The sequence below is a fragment of the Streptomyces sp. NPDC030840 genome (genome assembly GCF_055572015.1).
In genome coordinates, this window is the sequence record NZ_JBVIEE010000018.1 from 137,001 (window position 1) to 153,234 (window position 16,234).

Annotated in this window: 14 protein-coding genes and 1 pseudogene; 2 read left to right on the forward strand and 13 right to left on the reverse strand. The window is 71.5% G+C overall.

Going from position 1 to position 16,234, the window contains the following annotated elements; translation table 11 throughout:
- Positions 1–302: 302 nt before the first annotated feature.
- Positions 303–1,448, forward strand: coding sequence for a transcription termination factor Rho (gene rho, locus ACZ49J_RS31770; protein WP_467453954.1), 1,146 nt, complete (start codon positions 303–305; stop codon positions 1,446–1,448).
- A 193-nt stretch (positions 1,449–1,641) separates the two neighbouring features.
- Positions 1,642–2,412, forward strand: a pseudogene (locus ACZ49J_RS31775) (D-alanyl-D-alanine carboxypeptidase family protein); the annotation flags it as partial.
- A gap of 86 nt (positions 2,413–2,498) precedes the next feature.
- On the opposite strand, the gene ACZ49J_RS31780 reads toward ACZ49J_RS31775, so the two are convergent.
- From ACZ49J_RS31780 to ACZ49J_RS31840, 13 genes are all read right to left on the reverse strand, one after another.
- Positions 2,499–3,935, reverse strand: a complete 1,437-nt coding sequence (locus ACZ49J_RS31780) for a glycosyltransferase 87 family protein (protein WP_467453953.1) — start codon at positions 3,933–3,935, stop codon at positions 2,499–2,501.
- Positions 3,932–5,362 carry a polyprenol phosphomannose-dependent alpha 1,6 mannosyltransferase MptB gene (gene mptB, locus ACZ49J_RS31785; RefSeq protein WP_467454080.1) on the reverse strand — a complete coding sequence of 477 codons (1,431 nt, stop codon included), beginning with the start codon at positions 5,360–5,362 and terminating at the stop codon, positions 3,932–3,934. Before mptB ends, ACZ49J_RS31780 begins: the two co-directional genes overlap by 4 nt.
- An 83-nt stretch (positions 5,363–5,445) precedes the next feature.
- Positions 5,446–6,378 (reverse strand): glutaminase, encoded by a 933-nt coding sequence (locus ACZ49J_RS31790; protein WP_467453952.1) that lies wholly within the window; start codon positions 6,376–6,378, stop codon positions 5,446–5,448.
- 145 nt (positions 6,379–6,523) lie between these two features.
- Positions 6,524–7,939: an aspartate ammonia-lyase gene (gene aspA / locus ACZ49J_RS31795; protein WP_467453950.1), complete on the reverse strand. Its 1,416-nt coding sequence runs from the start codon at positions 7,937–7,939 to the stop codon at positions 6,524–6,526.
- Between the two features lie 149 nt (positions 7,940–8,088).
- Positions 8,089–9,120, reverse strand: a complete 1,032-nt coding sequence (locus ACZ49J_RS31800; RefSeq protein WP_467453949.1) for an asparaginase — start codon at positions 9,118–9,120, stop codon at positions 8,089–8,091.
- On the reverse strand, positions 9,117–10,550 hold the full coding sequence (locus ACZ49J_RS31805) for an amino acid permease (protein ID WP_467453947.1): 1,434 nt from the start codon (positions 10,548–10,550) through the stop codon (positions 9,117–9,119). The genes ACZ49J_RS31800 and ACZ49J_RS31805 overlap by 4 nt, the downstream gene beginning before the upstream one ends.
- The gene (locus ACZ49J_RS31810; protein WP_467453946.1) at positions 10,547–11,275 is read right to left on the reverse strand and encodes a FadR/GntR family transcriptional regulator; all 729 of its coding nucleotides are present in this window, start codon (positions 11,273–11,275) and stop codon (positions 10,547–10,549) included. Before ACZ49J_RS31810 ends, ACZ49J_RS31805 begins: the two co-directional genes overlap by 4 nt.
- 81 nt (positions 11,276–11,356) lie before the next feature.
- Positions 11,357–12,190 carry an undecaprenyl-diphosphate phosphatase gene (locus tag ACZ49J_RS31815; protein WP_467453945.1) on the reverse strand — a complete coding sequence of 278 codons (834 nt, stop codon included), beginning with the start codon at positions 12,188–12,190 and terminating at the stop codon, positions 11,357–11,359.
- Positions 12,191–12,296: 106 nt separating this feature from the next.
- Positions 12,297–12,671 carry a fluoride efflux transporter CrcB gene (crcB, locus tag ACZ49J_RS31820; protein WP_467453944.1) on the reverse strand — a complete coding sequence of 125 codons (375 nt, stop codon included), beginning with the start codon at positions 12,669–12,671 and terminating at the stop codon, positions 12,297–12,299.
- Complete coding sequence (locus ACZ49J_RS31825) at positions 12,668–13,057, reverse strand: DUF190 domain-containing protein (protein WP_467453943.1); 390 nt, start codon at positions 13,055–13,057, stop codon at positions 12,668–12,670. The genes crcB (ACZ49J_RS31820) and ACZ49J_RS31825 overlap by 4 nt, the downstream gene beginning before the upstream one ends.
- The gene (crcB, locus tag ACZ49J_RS31830; RefSeq protein ID WP_467453942.1) at positions 13,054–13,536 is read right to left on the reverse strand and encodes a fluoride efflux transporter CrcB; all 483 of its coding nucleotides are present in this window, start codon (positions 13,534–13,536) and stop codon (positions 13,054–13,056) included. Before crcB (ACZ49J_RS31830) ends, ACZ49J_RS31825 begins: the two co-directional genes overlap by 4 nt.
- 5 nt (positions 13,537–13,541) lie before the next feature.
- A complete protein-coding gene (locus ACZ49J_RS31835) occupies positions 13,542–14,513 on the reverse strand; it encodes an SMP-30/gluconolactonase/LRE family protein (protein ID WP_467453941.1) in 972 nt (323 codons plus the stop codon).
- Positions 14,514–14,632: 119 nt separating this feature from the next.
- Entirely contained in the window at positions 14,633–16,201 is a 1,569-nt protein-coding gene (locus ACZ49J_RS31840) for a glycoside hydrolase family 53 protein (protein ID WP_467453939.1), read from the reverse strand.
- Positions 16,202–16,234 lie beyond the last annotated feature (33 nt).

Genomic DNA, 16,234 nt, shown 5'->3' on the forward strand with positions numbered 1-16,234 from the left:
CACTGGTCGGGCCGTGCCCGCGGTGCTACAGTGCGAGCAGCACGTGTGTTCGCCCCGTCGTGGGCGCCGGTGCCGGTTCCACCTCCTTCTTCTTCTTTCTTCGTCATCCTTCGCAGCGTCACTTCTCGTCTCGCACGGTCCTGAGCCCGACCGCCGCCGTGTGCCCGACGACGTGGCGTCCGGCCGCACCCAGGCGTGACCACTCCGCCTCGCGGCAATCCCCCTCCCTCTCCCCGCACCTGTCCGCTGAGCCCGGCCCGGTTCGGTTCGGCTCGGCTCGGCCCAGTCCCGAAAGGACTCCCATGACCACCACACTCGAATCCCCTCCCACGCAGCGCCGGCTCCCGGCCCACGTCTGCGGTGTCCTCGACATGGCACCGGGCGGGCAGGGTCATCTGCGCTCCGAGAGCTGCCTGTCCACGCCCGGCGACCCCGAGGTTCCCGCCGCGCTGATCCGCCGGTACGGCCTGCGCAAGGGCGACACCGTCGAAGGCGTGCGCGGCGCTGGACGGGCCCTCACCGAGGTCGAGCGGATCAACGGCCGCGCCCCCGAGGAGCTGCGCGACCGACCGAGCTTCCACGACCTCACCCCACTGCACCCGCGGGACCGGCTTCGCCTCGAACACCGGGCGAGCGGCCTCACCGGACGTGTCGTCGACCTGATCGCCCCCGTCGGCAAGGGCCAGCGCGGCCTGATCGTGGCCCCGCCCAAGACCGGCAAGACCGTGCTGCTCCAGCAGCTGGCCGCCGCGATCGCCGGCAACCACCCCGAGTGCCACCTGATGGTGGTCCTGCTCGACGAGCGCCCCGAGGAGGTGACCGACATGCGGCGCTCCGTGCGGGGCGAGGTGTACGCGTCGACGTTCGACCGGACGCCGAAGCAGCACATCGCGCTCGCCGAACTCGTCGTGGAGCGCGCCAAGCGCCTCGTCGAGCAGGGCGAGGACGTCGTGATCCTCCTGGACTCGATGACCCGGCTGTGCAGGGCGCACAACAACGCGGCGGCGGCCGGTGGCCGCACCCTCAGCGGCGGTGTCGACGCCGCCGCGCTGCACGGACCCAAGCGGATCTTCGGCGCCGCACGCCGGACCGAGGAGCGCGGTTCGCTCACCATCCTCGCCACGGCCCTGGTGGAGACCGGGTCCCGCGCCGACGACTTCTTCTTCGAGGAGCTCAAGAGCACGGGCAACATGGAACTCCGCCTGGACCGAGCCCTCGCCGCCCGGCGTGTCTTCCCGGCCGTCGACATCATCCCGACCGGCACCCGGCGCGAGGAACTCCTGCTTTCGGCGGACGAGTTGACCGCCGTACGAGGTCTGCGGCGCGCCCTGCGGTCGCGGGACGGTCAGGACGGGGCGAACCTCGAGACGCTCCTGGACCGGTTGCGCGCCACGCCGGACAACGCGGCCTTCCTGCGTCAGATCCAGCCCACGCTTCCGGTTTCCTGAGACGGCACGCGTCCGCCTTCCGAAACGAGCGGCCAAACCCATCGGCGCGCGTCTTGGTGCATCCGGGTGTTCCCTCCGCCCGCCCGGCCCTGATGGCCCGGCGGGACACGGCGCCCGTTCCTACGTTGACGCTATGACCACCGGACTTTCCTCCCGCGCAGCCACCTCCTGCTCCGCCATCTGTGTGATCGGGATGCTGACCCTCGCCCCGGGCTCCACCGCCCCGCCGGGCGCGCACCCGGACGCCGCGCGTGCGACGGCCTCACCGGGTCGGCAGTCGGCGCTGCACCGTGCGGGCACGCAGGTGCGGCCACGGTCCGGTGCGCCGGAGGTTCCCGGGGACCTGTCCGCGCTGTCGTGGGTGGTGGCCGACGCCGACAGCGGTGACGTGCTCGCCGCGCACGACGCGCACCGCAGGCTGCCGCCCGCCAGCACCCTCAAGACGTTGTTCGCGCTCGCGGTGCTGCCGTCCGTGCCGGGCGGCATCCGGCACACCGTCAGACCCGAGGAACTGGCCGGCGTCGGCGAGGGCAGCAGTCTGGTCGGGGTCCAGGAGAACCGCACCTACCGCGTCGCCGACCTGTGGCGCGGGGTCTTCCTGAGCTCGGGCAACGACGCCGTGCGCGTCCTGGCCTCGCTCAACGGGGGCTGGCGCACCACCGCGGCGCAGATGCAGGCGAAGGCCCGCGCCCTGGGCGCCCTCGACACACGGGTCGTGTCGCCCGACGGGTACGACGCGCCGGGACAGGTCTCGTCGGCCTACGACCTGGCGGTGTTCGGGCGGGCCGGACTGCGCAACGAGGAGTTCGCCCGGTACTGTGCCACGGCCGAGGCGCGGTTCCCGGCGGACGGCGGGGCGTATCCCATCCGGAACACCAACCGCCTCCTCACGGGCGCGCAGGGCGTCGAACGGTACCCGGGCCTGATCGGCATCAAGAACGGCTACACCAGCAAGGCGGGCAACACGCTCATCGCGGCGGCCAAGCGGAACGGGCGCACTCTGGTCGTCACCGTGATGAACCCTCAGGCAGGTGGCGGCTTCACCGTGTATCAGGAGGCCCGTTCACTGCTCGACTGGGGTTTCAAGGCGGCCGGGCGCGTCGACCCGGTGGGCTCGCTGCTGCCGCCGCACTCCCCGGCACCGGCACCGCGGCCCTCGGCGAGGGCGGGTTCCGAGCCGCTGCCCGTCGCCGAGCAGGAGTCCTCGCGCCCCGGCTGGACGGTTGCGGGCGTGCTCGTGGGGGCCGCCGGGGTCAGCGCGGGCACCATCGCCCTGACCCTGTGGCTCAAGGGTCGGCGGCCTGCCGGGGACTGACCGGCGGGCAGTCCGAACAGCAGGCCCAGCGTGATCCACACGTACGTGTTGCTGCCGAGGAAGCCGTCCAGGCCGGACGCGTCGTCGAACCACAGCCACACGACGCTGCTGCACAGCACCGCGTACAGTCCGCCCGCGAGCCACAGCAGCCGGCGGTGCCGGAGCAGTACCGCGAACGACGGCAGCAGCCACACCAGATGGTGCACCCAGGTGATCGGACTGATCAGACACGCCGTCAGCCCGGTGAGGGCGAACGCCCCCGTCCAGTCGTCGGCCGCGACCGCCCGGTGTGTCCGCCGGGCCCACACGCACAGCACCGCCAGCACCACCAGCGCCCATGCGGCACGGCTCGGTTCGGCCGGTTCCGCGAGCCGGGCCAGCACGCCCTGCAACGACTGGTTGGAGACGTAGGCGAGGCGGCCGATCCGGTTGGTGTCCCACAGCGCCTCGGTCCAGTAGAAGCGGGAGGCACCGGGCGCCACCCAGGCCGCCGCCGCGGTGGCGGCCGCGGCGACGGCCGTCGCGAGCCCGGCGGCACGCCACCTCCGGGCGATCAGGAGCAGACCGATGAACAGCGCGGGCGTCAGCTTCACGGCCGCCGCGAGCCCGATGCCCACGCCCGCCCAGCGGCCCCGGCCCGTGGACAGCAGCCAGGCGTCGCCGAGCACGAGCGCCAGCAACAGCAGGTTGACCTGCCCGAAGCTGAAGGTGTCCCGCACCGGTTCGAGCAGCGCGAGGACGCAGACCGCCAGCGCGACGCCGAACCAGCCGTGCCGGCGCAGCAGCGGCCCGGCCAGGACGCACAGCACGGCCGCCAGCGCCACGAGGTTGAGCAGCAGGCAGAGCGCGATCGCCGTGTCCAGTCCGACGAGCGCCATCGGAAGCATGCCGACGGCGGCGAACGGCGGGTAGGTGAATCCGTACGTCGTCCCGGGCACCCGGTAGTCGTAGAGGTGACCGCCGTGGTGCACCCAGGTGTTGACGGCTCCGTAGTAGACGCGCAGGTCGAACCAGTCCCGCAGGAGCGGGACCGTGGCGGTGAAGACGGTGACCGCCGAGGCGAGTGCGAGCACCAGCAGGACCCGTCGGCGGTCGGTTCTCCCGTTGTCCGCCCTTTCGGTGTCCGCCTTCTCGGTGTCCGCCGTGTCGCTGTAGGGCAGCGCCGGTGTCATGCCGTGCGCTCCAGCACGGGTGCCCCGGCCGCCTGGTGGGCCTGCCAGAGCACGACCAGCGCCAGCGCCCCGCCCGACACGGCCAGCGCGACCTGGTCGGCGTCCGGCGGTCCGCCACTCGGCAGGGCGGCGAGGGCGAGCACTCCGCTGGCGGCGGCGACACGCGTGCGCACGGAGCCGCTGGGCGCCGCCGCGGCGATGAGGAACAGTCCCCACAGCGCGTACCAGGGCCTGATCGCCGGGCCCAGCACCGCCACCACGGCGAGGCTGAGGCCCAGCGCGTACACGGGGCCGGGGCGCAGCTTCAGCCATATGTAGAGGACGACAGCGCCGGTCGCGACGAGTCCGGCGGCGTGCCAGACCGGCAGGGCCAGGGGGGCGAGTTCACTTCCCAGGTCGTCCAGTACGGCGCCGGTGGCGCGGCCGAGGACGCTGGTGGGCGACCAGTTGTCCGGGGACACAGGAGTGCGCAGTGCGGCGATCCAGCCGTATCCCGTCCCGGTCAGGGCGGTGGTCACCGCGGTCGTGGCGAGGGCGACCGCCGCGGTCGTCGCCGTCGTCCGCACGGCACGCGTGCGCCCCCGCATCACGACGATCGCCACCAGGCCCAGTGCGGCAGGCGCCTTGACCAGCGCGGCGAACGTCACGAGGACGACTCCGAGGATGTACGCGCGGCCGCGTGCCACGACGAGTCCGACGCCGAGCAGCCCCAGCATGACGGCGTCGTTGTGGGCCCCGGCCACCAGGTGCAGCAGTACCAGCGGGTTCAGTGCGCCCAGCCACAGGGCCGGGGCCGGCTCGACGCCGCTGTGCCGGGCGAGGCGGGGCAGCGCCACGGCCATCAGTGCCACGCCGAGCAGGGCGACCAGGCGCATGCCGATCAGCCCGGCGGGCAGCCCGCCGCTGGTCAGGCCCGCGAGCCCGGAGGCTATGGCGAGGAAGACCGGGCCGTAGGGCGTGGCGGTGTGCTGCCAGACCGGAGCGACCTCGGCCGCGAGGGGCCCGCCGAGGCGGGCGGGGCCGTGGGCGTACACATCGATGTGCGCCTCGACCATGGCGCCCTGCGCCAGGTAGCTGTACACGTCCCGGCTGAACAGGGGCGGCGCGAGCAGCAGTGGCGCCGCCCAGACGACCAGAACGCCCAGCAGGGCCCGAGGAGTCGGCGGCCTCGGCCCGCGTACGACCCGGCCCAGCAGCGCCCACGCGGCGATCAGCAGGACGACGCCGAAGTACACGCAGACCAAGCCCAGCGCCGCGCGCGCCGACGCGGGCGCGAGCAGGTCACGCACCGGGAGGGCCCCGGCTGTCTCACCCCCCAGCGCGAGAACAGCGGAGCCGGCGAGACCCAGCGCCTGACAATGGCGGAGATCGACGGGGAAAGCCATGGCCAACACTCCGCCAGCGTGTCGCTGCCGGGTGGCCGGCAGGCGACGTGCCGTGCACCGTGCGGCGGCCCGTACATGACCGCCGTGTGATCGGCGTCCCCGGGCGCCGGGGGCCGTGAAGGGCTCTAGAACACCGACAGTCCCGTGAGCGTCGTGAAGCGGTCGAGAGCCGCCACCCCGGCCACCGAGTTGCCGCGCTGATCCAGGCCCGGACTCCACACGCACAGCGTGCACCGGCCCGGCACGACCGCGATGATCCCGCCGCCGACACCGCTCTTGCCGGGCAGGCCCACCCGGTAGGCGAAGTCGCCGGCCGCGTCGTACGTCCCGCAGGTCATCATCACCGCGTTGACCTGCTTGGCCTGACTGCGCGTCAGCAGGCGGGAGCCGTCGGCGCGGACGCCGTGGCGGGCGAGGAAACCGGTGGCGAGGGCGAGGTCGGCGCAGGACGCCTCGACGGAGCACTGTTGGAAGTACTGCTCGAGGAGCACCGGCACCGGGTTGCCGACGTTGCCGTAGGACGCCATGAAGTGGGCGAGGGCAGCGTTGCGGTCGCCGTGTGCGGCCTCGGAGGCGGCGACGTCCTGGTCGAAGGCGAGGTCCGGGTTGCCGCTCTCGGCGCGGAGGAAGGCGAGGAGCGTGCCCGCCGCGTCGCCGCTGCGTGTGTGGAGGCGGTCGGTGACCACGAGAGCCCCCGCGTTGATGAACGGGTTGCGCGGGATGCCGTTCTCGTACTCCAGCTGAACCAGCGAGTTGAAGGGGTTGCCCGACGGCTCGCGGCCCACGTGCTCCCACAGGACGTCGCCCTCGCGCGCCAGGTCCAGCGCGAGCGTGAACACCTTGGTGATGGACTGCGCGGAGAACGGCTGACGCCACTCCCCCACCCCGTACACCGCGCCGCCCAGTTCCGCGACGGCCATCCCGAACCGCCGGGGGTCACGTGCCGCGAGCGCCGGAATGTAGTCGGCGGACCGACCGCGCCCGGGTGTCTCCGCGATCTCGGCGGCGATGCGGTCGAGCACCGGCTGGAAGGTCGACGACGATGTCATGATCACCATTCTCCCTGTGCGCCGGACGGGACACTCGCCGTGCCTCGCACCGGGCGACGCTCCTGCGCGCCTCAGCGCCCCTCGATGGGGGGTCTGGACCCCGTACCAGCCGGGGCCCGGCCCCCACCGGAGGAAAAAGAGGAAGACGAACGGCTCAGACCGCCTGCGGCGCCCCACTGCCCGCGACGACCTCCGGCCGGAGCAGCGCCTCAAGCCGGTCTGCGGGCAACAGGCCCTTCTCCAGGACGAGTTCGGCGACGCCGCGCCCAGTGGCGAGGGCTTCCTTGGCGATGTCGGTGGCGGCCGTGTAGCCGATGTGCGGGTTGAGGGCGGTGACCAGGCCGATGGAGTTCTCCACGGTCGCGCGGAGCCTGTCGGTGTTGGCGGTGATGCCGTCCACGCAGCGCTCGGCCAGTGTCAGGCAGGCCGCCCGCAGGTGGGTGATGCTCTCCGAGAGCGAGTGCAGGATGACCGGCTCGAAGGCGTTGAGCTGGAGTTGTCCGGCCTCCGCGGCCATGGTGATGGTGACGTCGTTGCCGATGACCTCGAAGGCGACCTGGTTGACGACCTCGGGGATGACCGGGTTGACCTTGCCCGGCATGATGCTCGAACCCGCCTGCACGGGCGGCAGGTTGATCTCGCCCAGCCCGGCGCGCGGACCGGAGGACAGCAGGCGCAGGTCGTTGCAGCTCTTGGAGAGTTTGACCGCTATCCGCTTGAGCACGCCCGACATCTGCACGAACGCGCCGCAGTCCTGGGTCGCCTCCACCAGGTTGGCGGCGGTCACGAGGGGCAGCCCGGTGATCGCGGCGAGGTGCCGGCGGGCCGACTCCGCGTACCCGGCGGGCGCGTTGAGCCCGGTCCCGATCGCCGTGGCGCCCAGGTTGATCTCGTGGACCAGCTCAACCGCCTCGGCGAGCCGGCTGCGGTCCTCGTCCAGCATCACGGCGTACGCGGAGAACTCCTGCCCCAGCGTCATCGGCACCGCGTCCTGGAGCTGGGTGCGCCCCATCTTCAGCACGTCACGGAACTCGACGGCCTTGCGGGCGAAGGAGTCCTGAAGGGCCGTTATCGCCTTCAGCAGCTCGCGCACCGCGTAGACCGTCGCGATCTTCACGGCGGTCGGGTAGACGTCGTTGGTCGACTGGCCGAGGTTGACGTCCTCATTGGGGTGGAGGTACTCGTACTGGCCCTTCTCGCGGCCCAGCAGTTCCAGCGCCCGGTTCGCGACGACCTCGTTGGCGTTCATGTTGGTCGAGGTGCCGGCGCCGCCCTGGATCACGTCGACGACGAACTGGTCGTGGAGCTTGCCGGCGCGGATCTCCTGGCAGGCCGCGACGATGGCGGACGCCTTCTCGGAGTCGAGCAGGCCGAGTTCCTCGTTGGCGCGGGCGGCGGCCTCCTTGACGGCGGCGAGGGCGTCGATCAGGTGCGGGTAGGCGGAGATCGGCGTCCCCGTGATGGGGAAGTTCTCCGTGGCGCGCAGGGTGTGGACACCCCAGTACGCGTCGGCGGGGACCTCGCGGTCGCCGAGCAGGTCGTGTTCGCTGCGGTGGGTCGCGGCGGTCATGGCTGTGCGGGCCTTCTTTCGTACGGCTGTACGGGGTTGGTGGTTGCCGCCTACGAGCTCGGGACTTGTCGGCTGTGGGCGGGTGCGGGTTTGCTGTGGTTGCTCGCGCTCATGCGGCGGAGCCGCATATCGACGCAGCCCCGCGCCCCTTACAGGGCGCGGGCCGGGCGGATATGCCCGACCACCTCCCCGCCGCCGAGCAGCGGCGCGCCCGCGAACTCGTCGAGTGCCGTCCGGTCGACACCCGCGCGGACGAGCGCCGCCGCCGTGACCGGTACGCGGGCCCGGTCGGCGCCGTCTGCGATCTTGACGGCGACGGCCCTCCCGTCCGGCAGCGCCGCGACCTGGACGCCCTCGAAGCCGTCCTTGGCCAGCAGTCCGGGCACGGCCCGCATCATCGCGGCGACGTCGCGCCCGGAGCCGGAGGCCATCTCGGCGTGCTCGCGCATCGCGTCGGCGACCAGACGCTCGGGCGTTCCCTCCGCCGCGGTGGTGATCCGGGCCGCGGCGCGCGCGAGCCCGTGCAGCGAGACGGAGAACAGGGGCGCGCCGCAGCCGTCCACCGTCACCGCGGCGACGGACTGCCCGGTGAGGTCCTCGACGATCTCGGCGATGGCCTGCTGGAGCGGGTGCTTGGGATCGAGATAGTCCTCGAGGGACCAGCCATTGAGCTTGGCGGTGTAGAGCATCGCCGCGTGCTTGCCCGAGCAGTTCTGCGCGAGCCGCGACGGCAGCCGCCCCTGGCGCACCCAGGACTCGCGGACGACCGGGTCGAAGGGCAGGTCGGGCACGTTGAGGAGGTCGTCCTCCGTGAGCCCCGCCATTTCCAGGATCCGCCGGGTGCCCGCCAGGTGCCGTTCCTCGCCGGAGTGGCTGGCCGCGGTCAGCGACAGCAGCTCGCCGTCGAGCGGCAGCCCGGCCCGCACCATGGCCACGGCCTGCACGGGCTTGAGCGCCGAGCGGGGGTAGAAGGCCGCCTCGATGTCACCGATCTGGAGCTCGACGCCGCCGTCGGCTGCCAGGACGGCCACCGAACCGTAGTGGATGCCCTCGATGACGCCACCGCGTACGAGGTGGGCGACGGGGGCGTGGAGGGGCTCCCGGATCGCGGGAGCCGCGGCCACCGGCGCCGACGGGGCGTCGATGGCCGCTGAACTGCCGTACGTCACTTCTTGTTTCACGCTTCCGTTCCGGTCGAACGGCGGGCGACCCGGGCTCGTATCCCGAACCAGCCCGCCACCAAAGCTCCCACGATCAGCGGGAGGCACAGCACCGTCGTGCGGCCGGCGCCGCCGTCGGCGTACATCAGGACGAGGACCGAGGCGAGGAAGAACAGCGTCACGAGCTCGGTCCACGGAGAGCCGGGCAACTGGTAGCTCGGCCTGGACAGTTCGCCGTTCTGGGTCTTCCGCCAGAACAACAAGTGACAGACCATGATCATTCCCCAGGTGGCGAGGATGCCGATCGCGGCGAAGTTCAGCACGATCTCGAAGGCCTCGGCCGGAACCACGAAGTTCAGCCCGACGCCCAGGACACAGATACCGCTGGTGAGCAGGATGCCGCCGTACGGGACCTGGCTGCGGCTCATCACGCTCGTGAACTTCGGCGCGGAGCCGGACATCGCCATGGAGCGCAGGATGCGGCCCGTGGAGTACAGGCCCGAGTTGAGCGACGACATGGCCGCGGTCAGGACGACCAGGTTCATGATGCCGCCGGCCGCCGGGATGCCGATGTTGGACAGCACGGTGACGAAGGGGCTCTCGCCCGCCTTGTACGAGGACCAGGGCAGCAGCATCGACAGCAGGACGACAGAGCCGACGTAGAACAGGCCCACGCGCCACATGATCGAGTTGATCGCCTTCGGCATGATCTTCTCGGGGTTCTCGGTCTCGCCGGCCGCGACACCGACCAGCTCGACGGAGGCGTACGCGAAGACGACGCCCTGGACGATCAGCAGCATCGGCAGCAGGCCGTTGGGGAAGAGACCGCCGTTGTCGGTGATCAGGGACGGGCCGGGGGCGTGGCCGTCGACCTGGTGCTGGGTGACCAGCAGGAAGATACCGATGCACATGAAGACGACGAGCGCGCCGACCTTGATGATCGCGAACCAGAACTCCAGTTCGCCGAAGATCTTCACCGAGATGAGGTTCACGGTCAGGACCACCGCGAGCGCGATGAGCGCGAGCACCCACTGCGGGATGTCGGAGAACATGCCCCAGTAGTGGGTGTAGGTGGCCACCGCGGTGATGTCGGCGATGCCAGTGGTCGCCCAGTTGAGGAAGTACATCCAGCCCGCGGTGTAGGCGCCCTTCTCCCCCATGAACTCACGGGCGTAGGACACGAAGGCACCGGAGGAGGGCCGGTACAGGACGAGTTCGCCGAGGGCGCGCACGACGAGGAAGGCGAAGACTCCGCAGACCGCGTAGGCGATGAACAGGGACGGGCCCGCGTCGGCGAGCCGGCCGCCGGCGCCGAGGAAGAGGCCGGTGCCGATCGCGCCGCCGATGGCGATCATGTTGACGTGCCGGGACTTGAGGGACTTGCTGTAGCCCGCGTCGCCGGCGTCGACGTGCGCCGGTTTCTGTACGGCTTCCTGGAGTGACTCGCTCACGCGGGTCCGCCTTCCGTGGAACTGTCCGTGCGTGGGGCACGCACGATGTCTGTGAGGGTGGTTTCGACGCGGTCGAGGTGGTGGGACATGGCCTCCACCGCGTCGTGTTCGGAACCGTCGGTCAGCGCCTCGACGATGGCCCGGTGCTCGCGGTTGGACTGCTCGCGGCGGCCACCCAGTTCGTTGAGGAAGGCCGACTGGCGGGCCAGCGCGTCCCGGATCTCCTCGATGACCCGGCGGAACACCGGGTTCTGGGTGGCCTCGGCGACGGCCAGGTGGAACAGCGTGTCCATCGCGACCCACGCGGTCGTGTCGGTCTCGCGCTCCATCCGGTCCAGCAGGTGCGCCAGGTGGTCCAGGTTCTCCGGGGTGCGGCGCAGCGCCGCGTACCCGGCGACCGGGATCTCCACGTGCCGGCGCACCTCCAGCAGGTCGCTCGCCGTGAAGTCGCCGAAAGTGGGGTCCTCGACGGCATGGGCGATCACGAAGGTGCCCTTGCCGGTGCGGGACTGGGTCAGCCCCATCACCTGCAGGGCCCGCAGTGCCTCGCGCAGGACCGGCCGGCTCACTTCGAGCCGCCGGCACAGCTCCGCCTCGGAGGGGAGCTTGTCGCCGATGGCGTACTCGCCGCGCTCGATGGCGCCACGGAGGTGGGTGAGCACCGCTTCCATGGCGCTGATGCGCCGGGGCGCCGAGCCAGCTGTCTGGCTGTCTGACAGGTTCACGGTGGTGATCCTGGGGGTGACGTAAGGGTGCTGTCAAGGGGTGCCGAGCCGGCGGTCCGCCCTGCCACCTCCTCCCGGTGATCAGCTGAGGACGCCCGTGCCCAGCAGTCCGAACAGCAGCAGACCGATCGCGATCCGATAGATCACGAACGCGTTGAAGGAGTGTCTGGCCACGAACTTCAGCAGCCAGGCGATCGACGCGTACGCGACCGCGAACGACACGACGGTGCCGACGGCGAGCGACGCCGCGCCCACCCCGGCACCCAGGGCGTCCTTCAGCTCGTACAGGCCGGCACCCGTCAGGGCGGGAATTCCGAGAAAGAAGGAGAGCCGGGTGGCCGCGACGCGGTCCAGGTCGAGGATCAGCGCGGTCGACATGGTGGCGCCGGAGCGGGAGAAGCCGGGGAAGAGCAGGGCGAGGATCTGCGAGCCGCCCACCAGCATGGCGTCCCTGAACGAGGTGTCGTCCTCCCCCCGCTTGTGCCGCCCCATCTGGTCCGCCGCCCACATCACCCCGCTGCCGGCGATCAGCGAGGCCGCCACCACCCAGAGCGAGGCGAGCGGCCCCTCGATGAGCGGCTTCGCGGCGAGCCCCACGACGACGATCGGGACGGTCGCGGCGATCACCCACCAGGCGAACCGGTAGTCGTGGCGGTGCCGCTCCTCACGGTGGGTGAGCCCCCGGAACCAGGCGGAGACGATGCGTGCGATGTCCTGGCGGAAGTACACGAGCACGGCGGCGATGGCACCGACCTGGATGACCGCCGAGAACCCGACCACCGAGTCGTCGTCGACCGGGATCCCCATGAGCCCCTCGACGATCTTGAGGTGACCGGTCGACGACACCGGCAGGAACTCGGTCACCCCCTCGACGGCTCCGAGGACGACGGCCTGACCGAGGGAGATGGCGCTCATGTGGTCCTGTTCTGGTGGGCGTCGGGTTCGGCAGCGGTACGGGCATCGGATACCGCGCCGACAGTCGTACTACGACGAGGTAAGGACCCCTCTCACCGCAGCGCCCCTAGCCCCAGACAGCCCCGGCGAACGCCATCCCCGCGAAGGCGGCGCCCAGCCCCGCCACCACGCTCGCGACCACGTTGGCGACGGCGTAGAAGCGGGCGCCGTCCTGGGCGAGTCGCAGGGTCTCGTAGGAGAAGGTCGAGTACGTGGTCAGCGCGCCGCACAGCCCGGTGCCGATCAGCAGCTGGAGGTGGGAGCCCGCGGCTCCCGCGGCCACCGCCCCGGTGAGCAGACCGAGGACGAGCGACCCGGCGACGTTGACGGTGAAGGTGCCCCACGGGAAGACCGAGTCGTGCCGGGACTGTACGGCGCGGTCGGTGAGGTAGCGCAGGGGGGCACCGGCCATGCCGCCGACGATGACGAGCAGCCAGTTCACAACGACCTCTTACCCTCCGGGCCCGCCTCGCCGGGCGTGTCGTCCGTGCCGCCGTACCTGATGACCTCGCACGCGTCGAGGACCGCCAGCCCCTCGGTGACGAGCCCGTCGAGTTCCGGCAGGAAGGCGCGTACGCGGCTCTCGTCGTCCACGATGACGACGGCGACGGGCAGGTCCTCGCTCAGCGACAGCAGCCGCGAGGTGTGGACGATCGAGGAGGCGCCGAAGCCCTCGATGCCCCGGAACACACTCGCGCCCGCCAGGCCGGCGGCGTGAGCGCGGTGGACGATCTCGCTGTACAGGGGCCTGTGGTGCCAGGTGTCGTGTTCACCGACGAGCACGGTCAGGCGCAGGGCACGGCCCGTGAGCGGGGTGGTTCGCGTCATCGCTGCCTCACCGCCAGGATCCGGCGCGACACCGCCGCCGCGAGCCCCACCGAGGCGAGGGCCGCGAGAAGCGTGGCGGCGAGATAGGCGAGGCCGGTGCCGGGGCGGCCCGCGTCGGCCAGCCGCTCGATGTCGACGGCGTACGTCGAGAAGGTGGTGAAGCCGCCGAGCACCCCGGTGCCGAAGAAGGGCCGCACCAGCCGGTGGGCCGCCCACACGTCGGTGATCACCACCATGAAGACCCCGATCACGGCGCAGCCGACGACGTTCACCCAGAACGTCGTCCAGGGGAAGCCACCGGTCTGCGTGGGCCACAGCAGCGACGCGCCGTAGCGGGCGACGGCGCCGATGCCACCGCCGAGAGCGACCACGGCCACCACGGGCGCCTGGCCGTGCCGGAGGGACGGCCGACGGGCCGGGCGGCCGACGGGATCGGCGGCGCCGGGGACACCGAGTCTGTCGGGATGCGGAGCTGTCACATTGCTCAGAGTGCCATGCCGGGCGGTTCGCACACGGCGACCCCCCGTTCCCACAGGCTCCCCAGCACCAGTCGTCCGTCGGCCACGCAGGCGCTGGTGACCATGCGGAACCCGGAGCGCCGGCGCACCAGGTCGTGAACGATCTGTCCCGTGTCGTCCACCGCCACGACCCCGGCGAAGCCCTTCGGCCGGAAGGGGGCGCGCACGGCGATCCGGGCGGCGGCGCGCCGGGCGCCCCGGCCCAGGCGATGGATCGCCTCCAGGGGCGCGACACGCGGTCCGGCCAGCGCCACCCACATCAGCCCGTCCGGGCCGCGCCACATGTTGTCCGGCATACCGCGCAGGTTCTCGACGAACGGTTCGCTCGTCCCCGCGTCCGGCCCGGTGAGCCAGTAGCGGGTGAGCATGCGCCGGCCGGTCTCGGCGACGACGAGGAACGACTCGTCGGCGGAGGCCGCGACGCCGTTGGCGAACTGCAGCCCGTCCAGCAGCACTTCGGGCCGCTCACTCCCGGGTGCGAGACGCAGCAGCCGCCCCGTGCCGCTGTGTTCGACCACGTCGCCGATCCAGTTCTCCAGCGGATGGCTGCGGCTGGAGACGGTGAAGCAGATCGTGCCGTCGGTGAGCGCGACGACGTTGCTGCAGAAGCGCAGTGGTTCGCCGTCGACCGAGTCGGCGAGCACTCTCACGGTCCCGTCCGCGGTCGCGACCCGCAGCACTCCCATGCGGGCGTCGCACACCAACAGGTCGCCGTCCGGGAGGAGTTCGAGCCCGAGGGGGCGGCCTCCGGTCTCCGCGAGCACCTGGACGCGGGTGCGGGCCGCCGGGTCCGCGACGCCGTCCACACGCAGGATGCGCCCGTCCTCGACACCGGTCAGGACGCGGCCCCGCTCGTCGGCGACCACGTCCTCGGGCCCTCGCCCGCCGATTTCCACGTAGCGGAGCGGTGTGAGTCCCGTGTTCTTCGCCTTTTCCATGTCCGCCTCCCGTAGCCCGGCTCCGGCGGGCATCCTCGCGGGTACCCCTGGGGCCGGGGATGCTCACACGCGGCAGGGCCCGGCCGCCCACGGCGACCGGGCCCACGCCACAGGGGTGCTCAGCGGTGGCTGAACCACGACATCGACGAGAGCGCCCTGTCGTCGTAGCCGAACAGGGCCTGGTTCTCCCAGCCGTTCCCGGAGGACGCGTCGGTCGGGTCCCAGCCGTTGCCGGTCACCGCGGTCCAGGTCGCCTCCCAGTAGAAGACGCCGAGGCCACGGCCGTTCGGTACGGCCTCCACGATGCCCGCGACGGTGTTCATCCACGCCAGCTGGCCGGCCGCGGAGGCGGGGTAGCCGGAGACGAGCTCGCCGGTGGTGTCGATCTGGTTGGTGAGCGAGTCGTCGCTGTCGAGGCGGAACGGGTAGGACGTCTCGGCGACGAAGACGGGCTTGCCGTAGCGGGAGGCCGCGTCGTCGAGGGTGGTCTGGAAGTCGGACAGCGGCCCGTGCCAGTAGCCGTAGTACGACAGGCCGATGGCGTCGAACCTGACACCGTTGGACACCGCGTTGTCGAACCACCAGCGGGTGCCCGACAGGTCACCGCCCTTGGCGAGGTGCAGTGCCACGGCCGTGCCGGAGTTGACCGCCTTGGCCGCGTCGTAGCCGGAGTTGAGCAGCCCGGCGAGCTGCGACCAGTTGCTCGTGGAGCCCTCGTTCCACATCATGCCGCCGTTGATCTCGTTGCCGACCTGCACCATGTCGGCGGTGGTGCCCTGCGCCTTCAGGGCGTTCAGCACGTCGTACGTGTGGTTGTAGACGTCGGTCCTCAGCTGGCTGTATGAGTGCCCGGCCCAGGCGGCGGGCTTGTCCTGGCGGCCGGGGTCCGCCCAGAAGTCCGAGTAGTGGAAGTCGACCAGCAGCTTCATTCCGGCCGACTTGACGCGCTTGGCCATCGCCAGGACGCGCGTCTTGTTGTTGTAGCCGTCGGCCGGGTTGACCCAGACCTTCAGGCGGGCGTAGTTCATGCCGGCGTTCTTCAGGATGGTGACCGCGTCACCGGTGGTGCCGGAACTGGTCCTGTAGACACCGCCCTTGGCCTCGCTCTTCGCGAGGGAGGAGATGTCGGAGCCCTTGACGGCCAGGCCCGTCGAGCCCGAGGTGAAGGTCAGGTCGTCGACGTTGATCCAGTTCCCGGCGCCCGCGTCGGAGTTGATGCTGATGGTGCACTGGTTGTTCGTCACCGCGACGGACGTGACGAACCGGATCCAGCCGCTGGAGGAGACGGGGAGGTCGGTGCGTTGCTCCGCGCTGCCGCAGTTCTTCAGGGCGAGGTACGCGGACTTCTGGCCGCCGCCGGAGCGGACCCACGCGGTGAGCTTGTAGGTGCCGTTGGCCAGGCCGGACAGGTACTGGTACGTCTCCACCTTGTACGCGGAGGACGACCAGTGGGTCAGGCGGTAACCGCCGCTGTGGCCACCGGACTCGGTGAACGAGGCGGCGTTCTGTCCGCCCGCCGAGTACGTCGACCAGCCGGCCGCGGTGGCGGTCCCCGTGCCGTCGGACTCGAAGCCGCCGTTGGTGAGGGTGCTGGCGGCGTGGGCGCTCTGGGCGGGCAGGGTGGTGAGGGCCAGCCCGGCGGCGAGGGGCAGGAGCAGGGTGCGCAGTACGCGTCTGGGATGGAACATCGTCGTCCGTCGTCCCTTCGACGTGGTGTGGGT

Excerpts from the sequence above, each read along its gene's own strand:
- ACZ49J_RS31825 (WP_467453943.1), bottom strand. The coding sequence starts at position 13,057 with ATGACGCGAACCACCCCGCTCACGGGCCGTGCCCTGCGCCTGACCGTG.
- ACZ49J_RS31835 (WP_467453941.1), bottom strand. The coding sequence starts at position 14,513 with ATGGAAAAGGCGAAGAACACGGGACTCACACCGCTCCGCTACGTGGAA.
- ACZ49J_RS31790 (WP_467453952.1), bottom strand. The coding sequence starts at position 6,378 with ATGGTGATCATGACATCGTCGTCGACCTTCCAGCCGGTGCTCGACCGC.
- ACZ49J_RS31815 (WP_467453945.1), bottom strand. The coding sequence starts at position 12,190 with ATGAGCGCCATCTCCCTCGGTCAGGCCGTCGTCCTCGGAGCCGTCGAG.
- ACZ49J_RS31840 (WP_467453939.1), bottom strand. The coding sequence starts at position 16,201 with ATGTTCCATCCCAGACGCGTACTGCGCACCCTGCTCCTGCCCCTCGCC.
- aspA (WP_467453950.1), bottom strand. The coding sequence starts at position 7,939 with ATGACCGCCGCGACCCACCGCAGCGAACACGACCTGCTCGGCGACCGC.
- ACZ49J_RS31780 (WP_467453953.1), bottom strand. The coding sequence starts at position 3,935 with ATGACACCGGCGCTGCCCTACAGCGACACGGCGGACACCGAGAAGGCG.
- rho (WP_467453954.1), top strand. The coding sequence starts at position 303 with ATGACCACCACACTCGAATCCCCTCCCACGCAGCGCCGGCTCCCGGCC.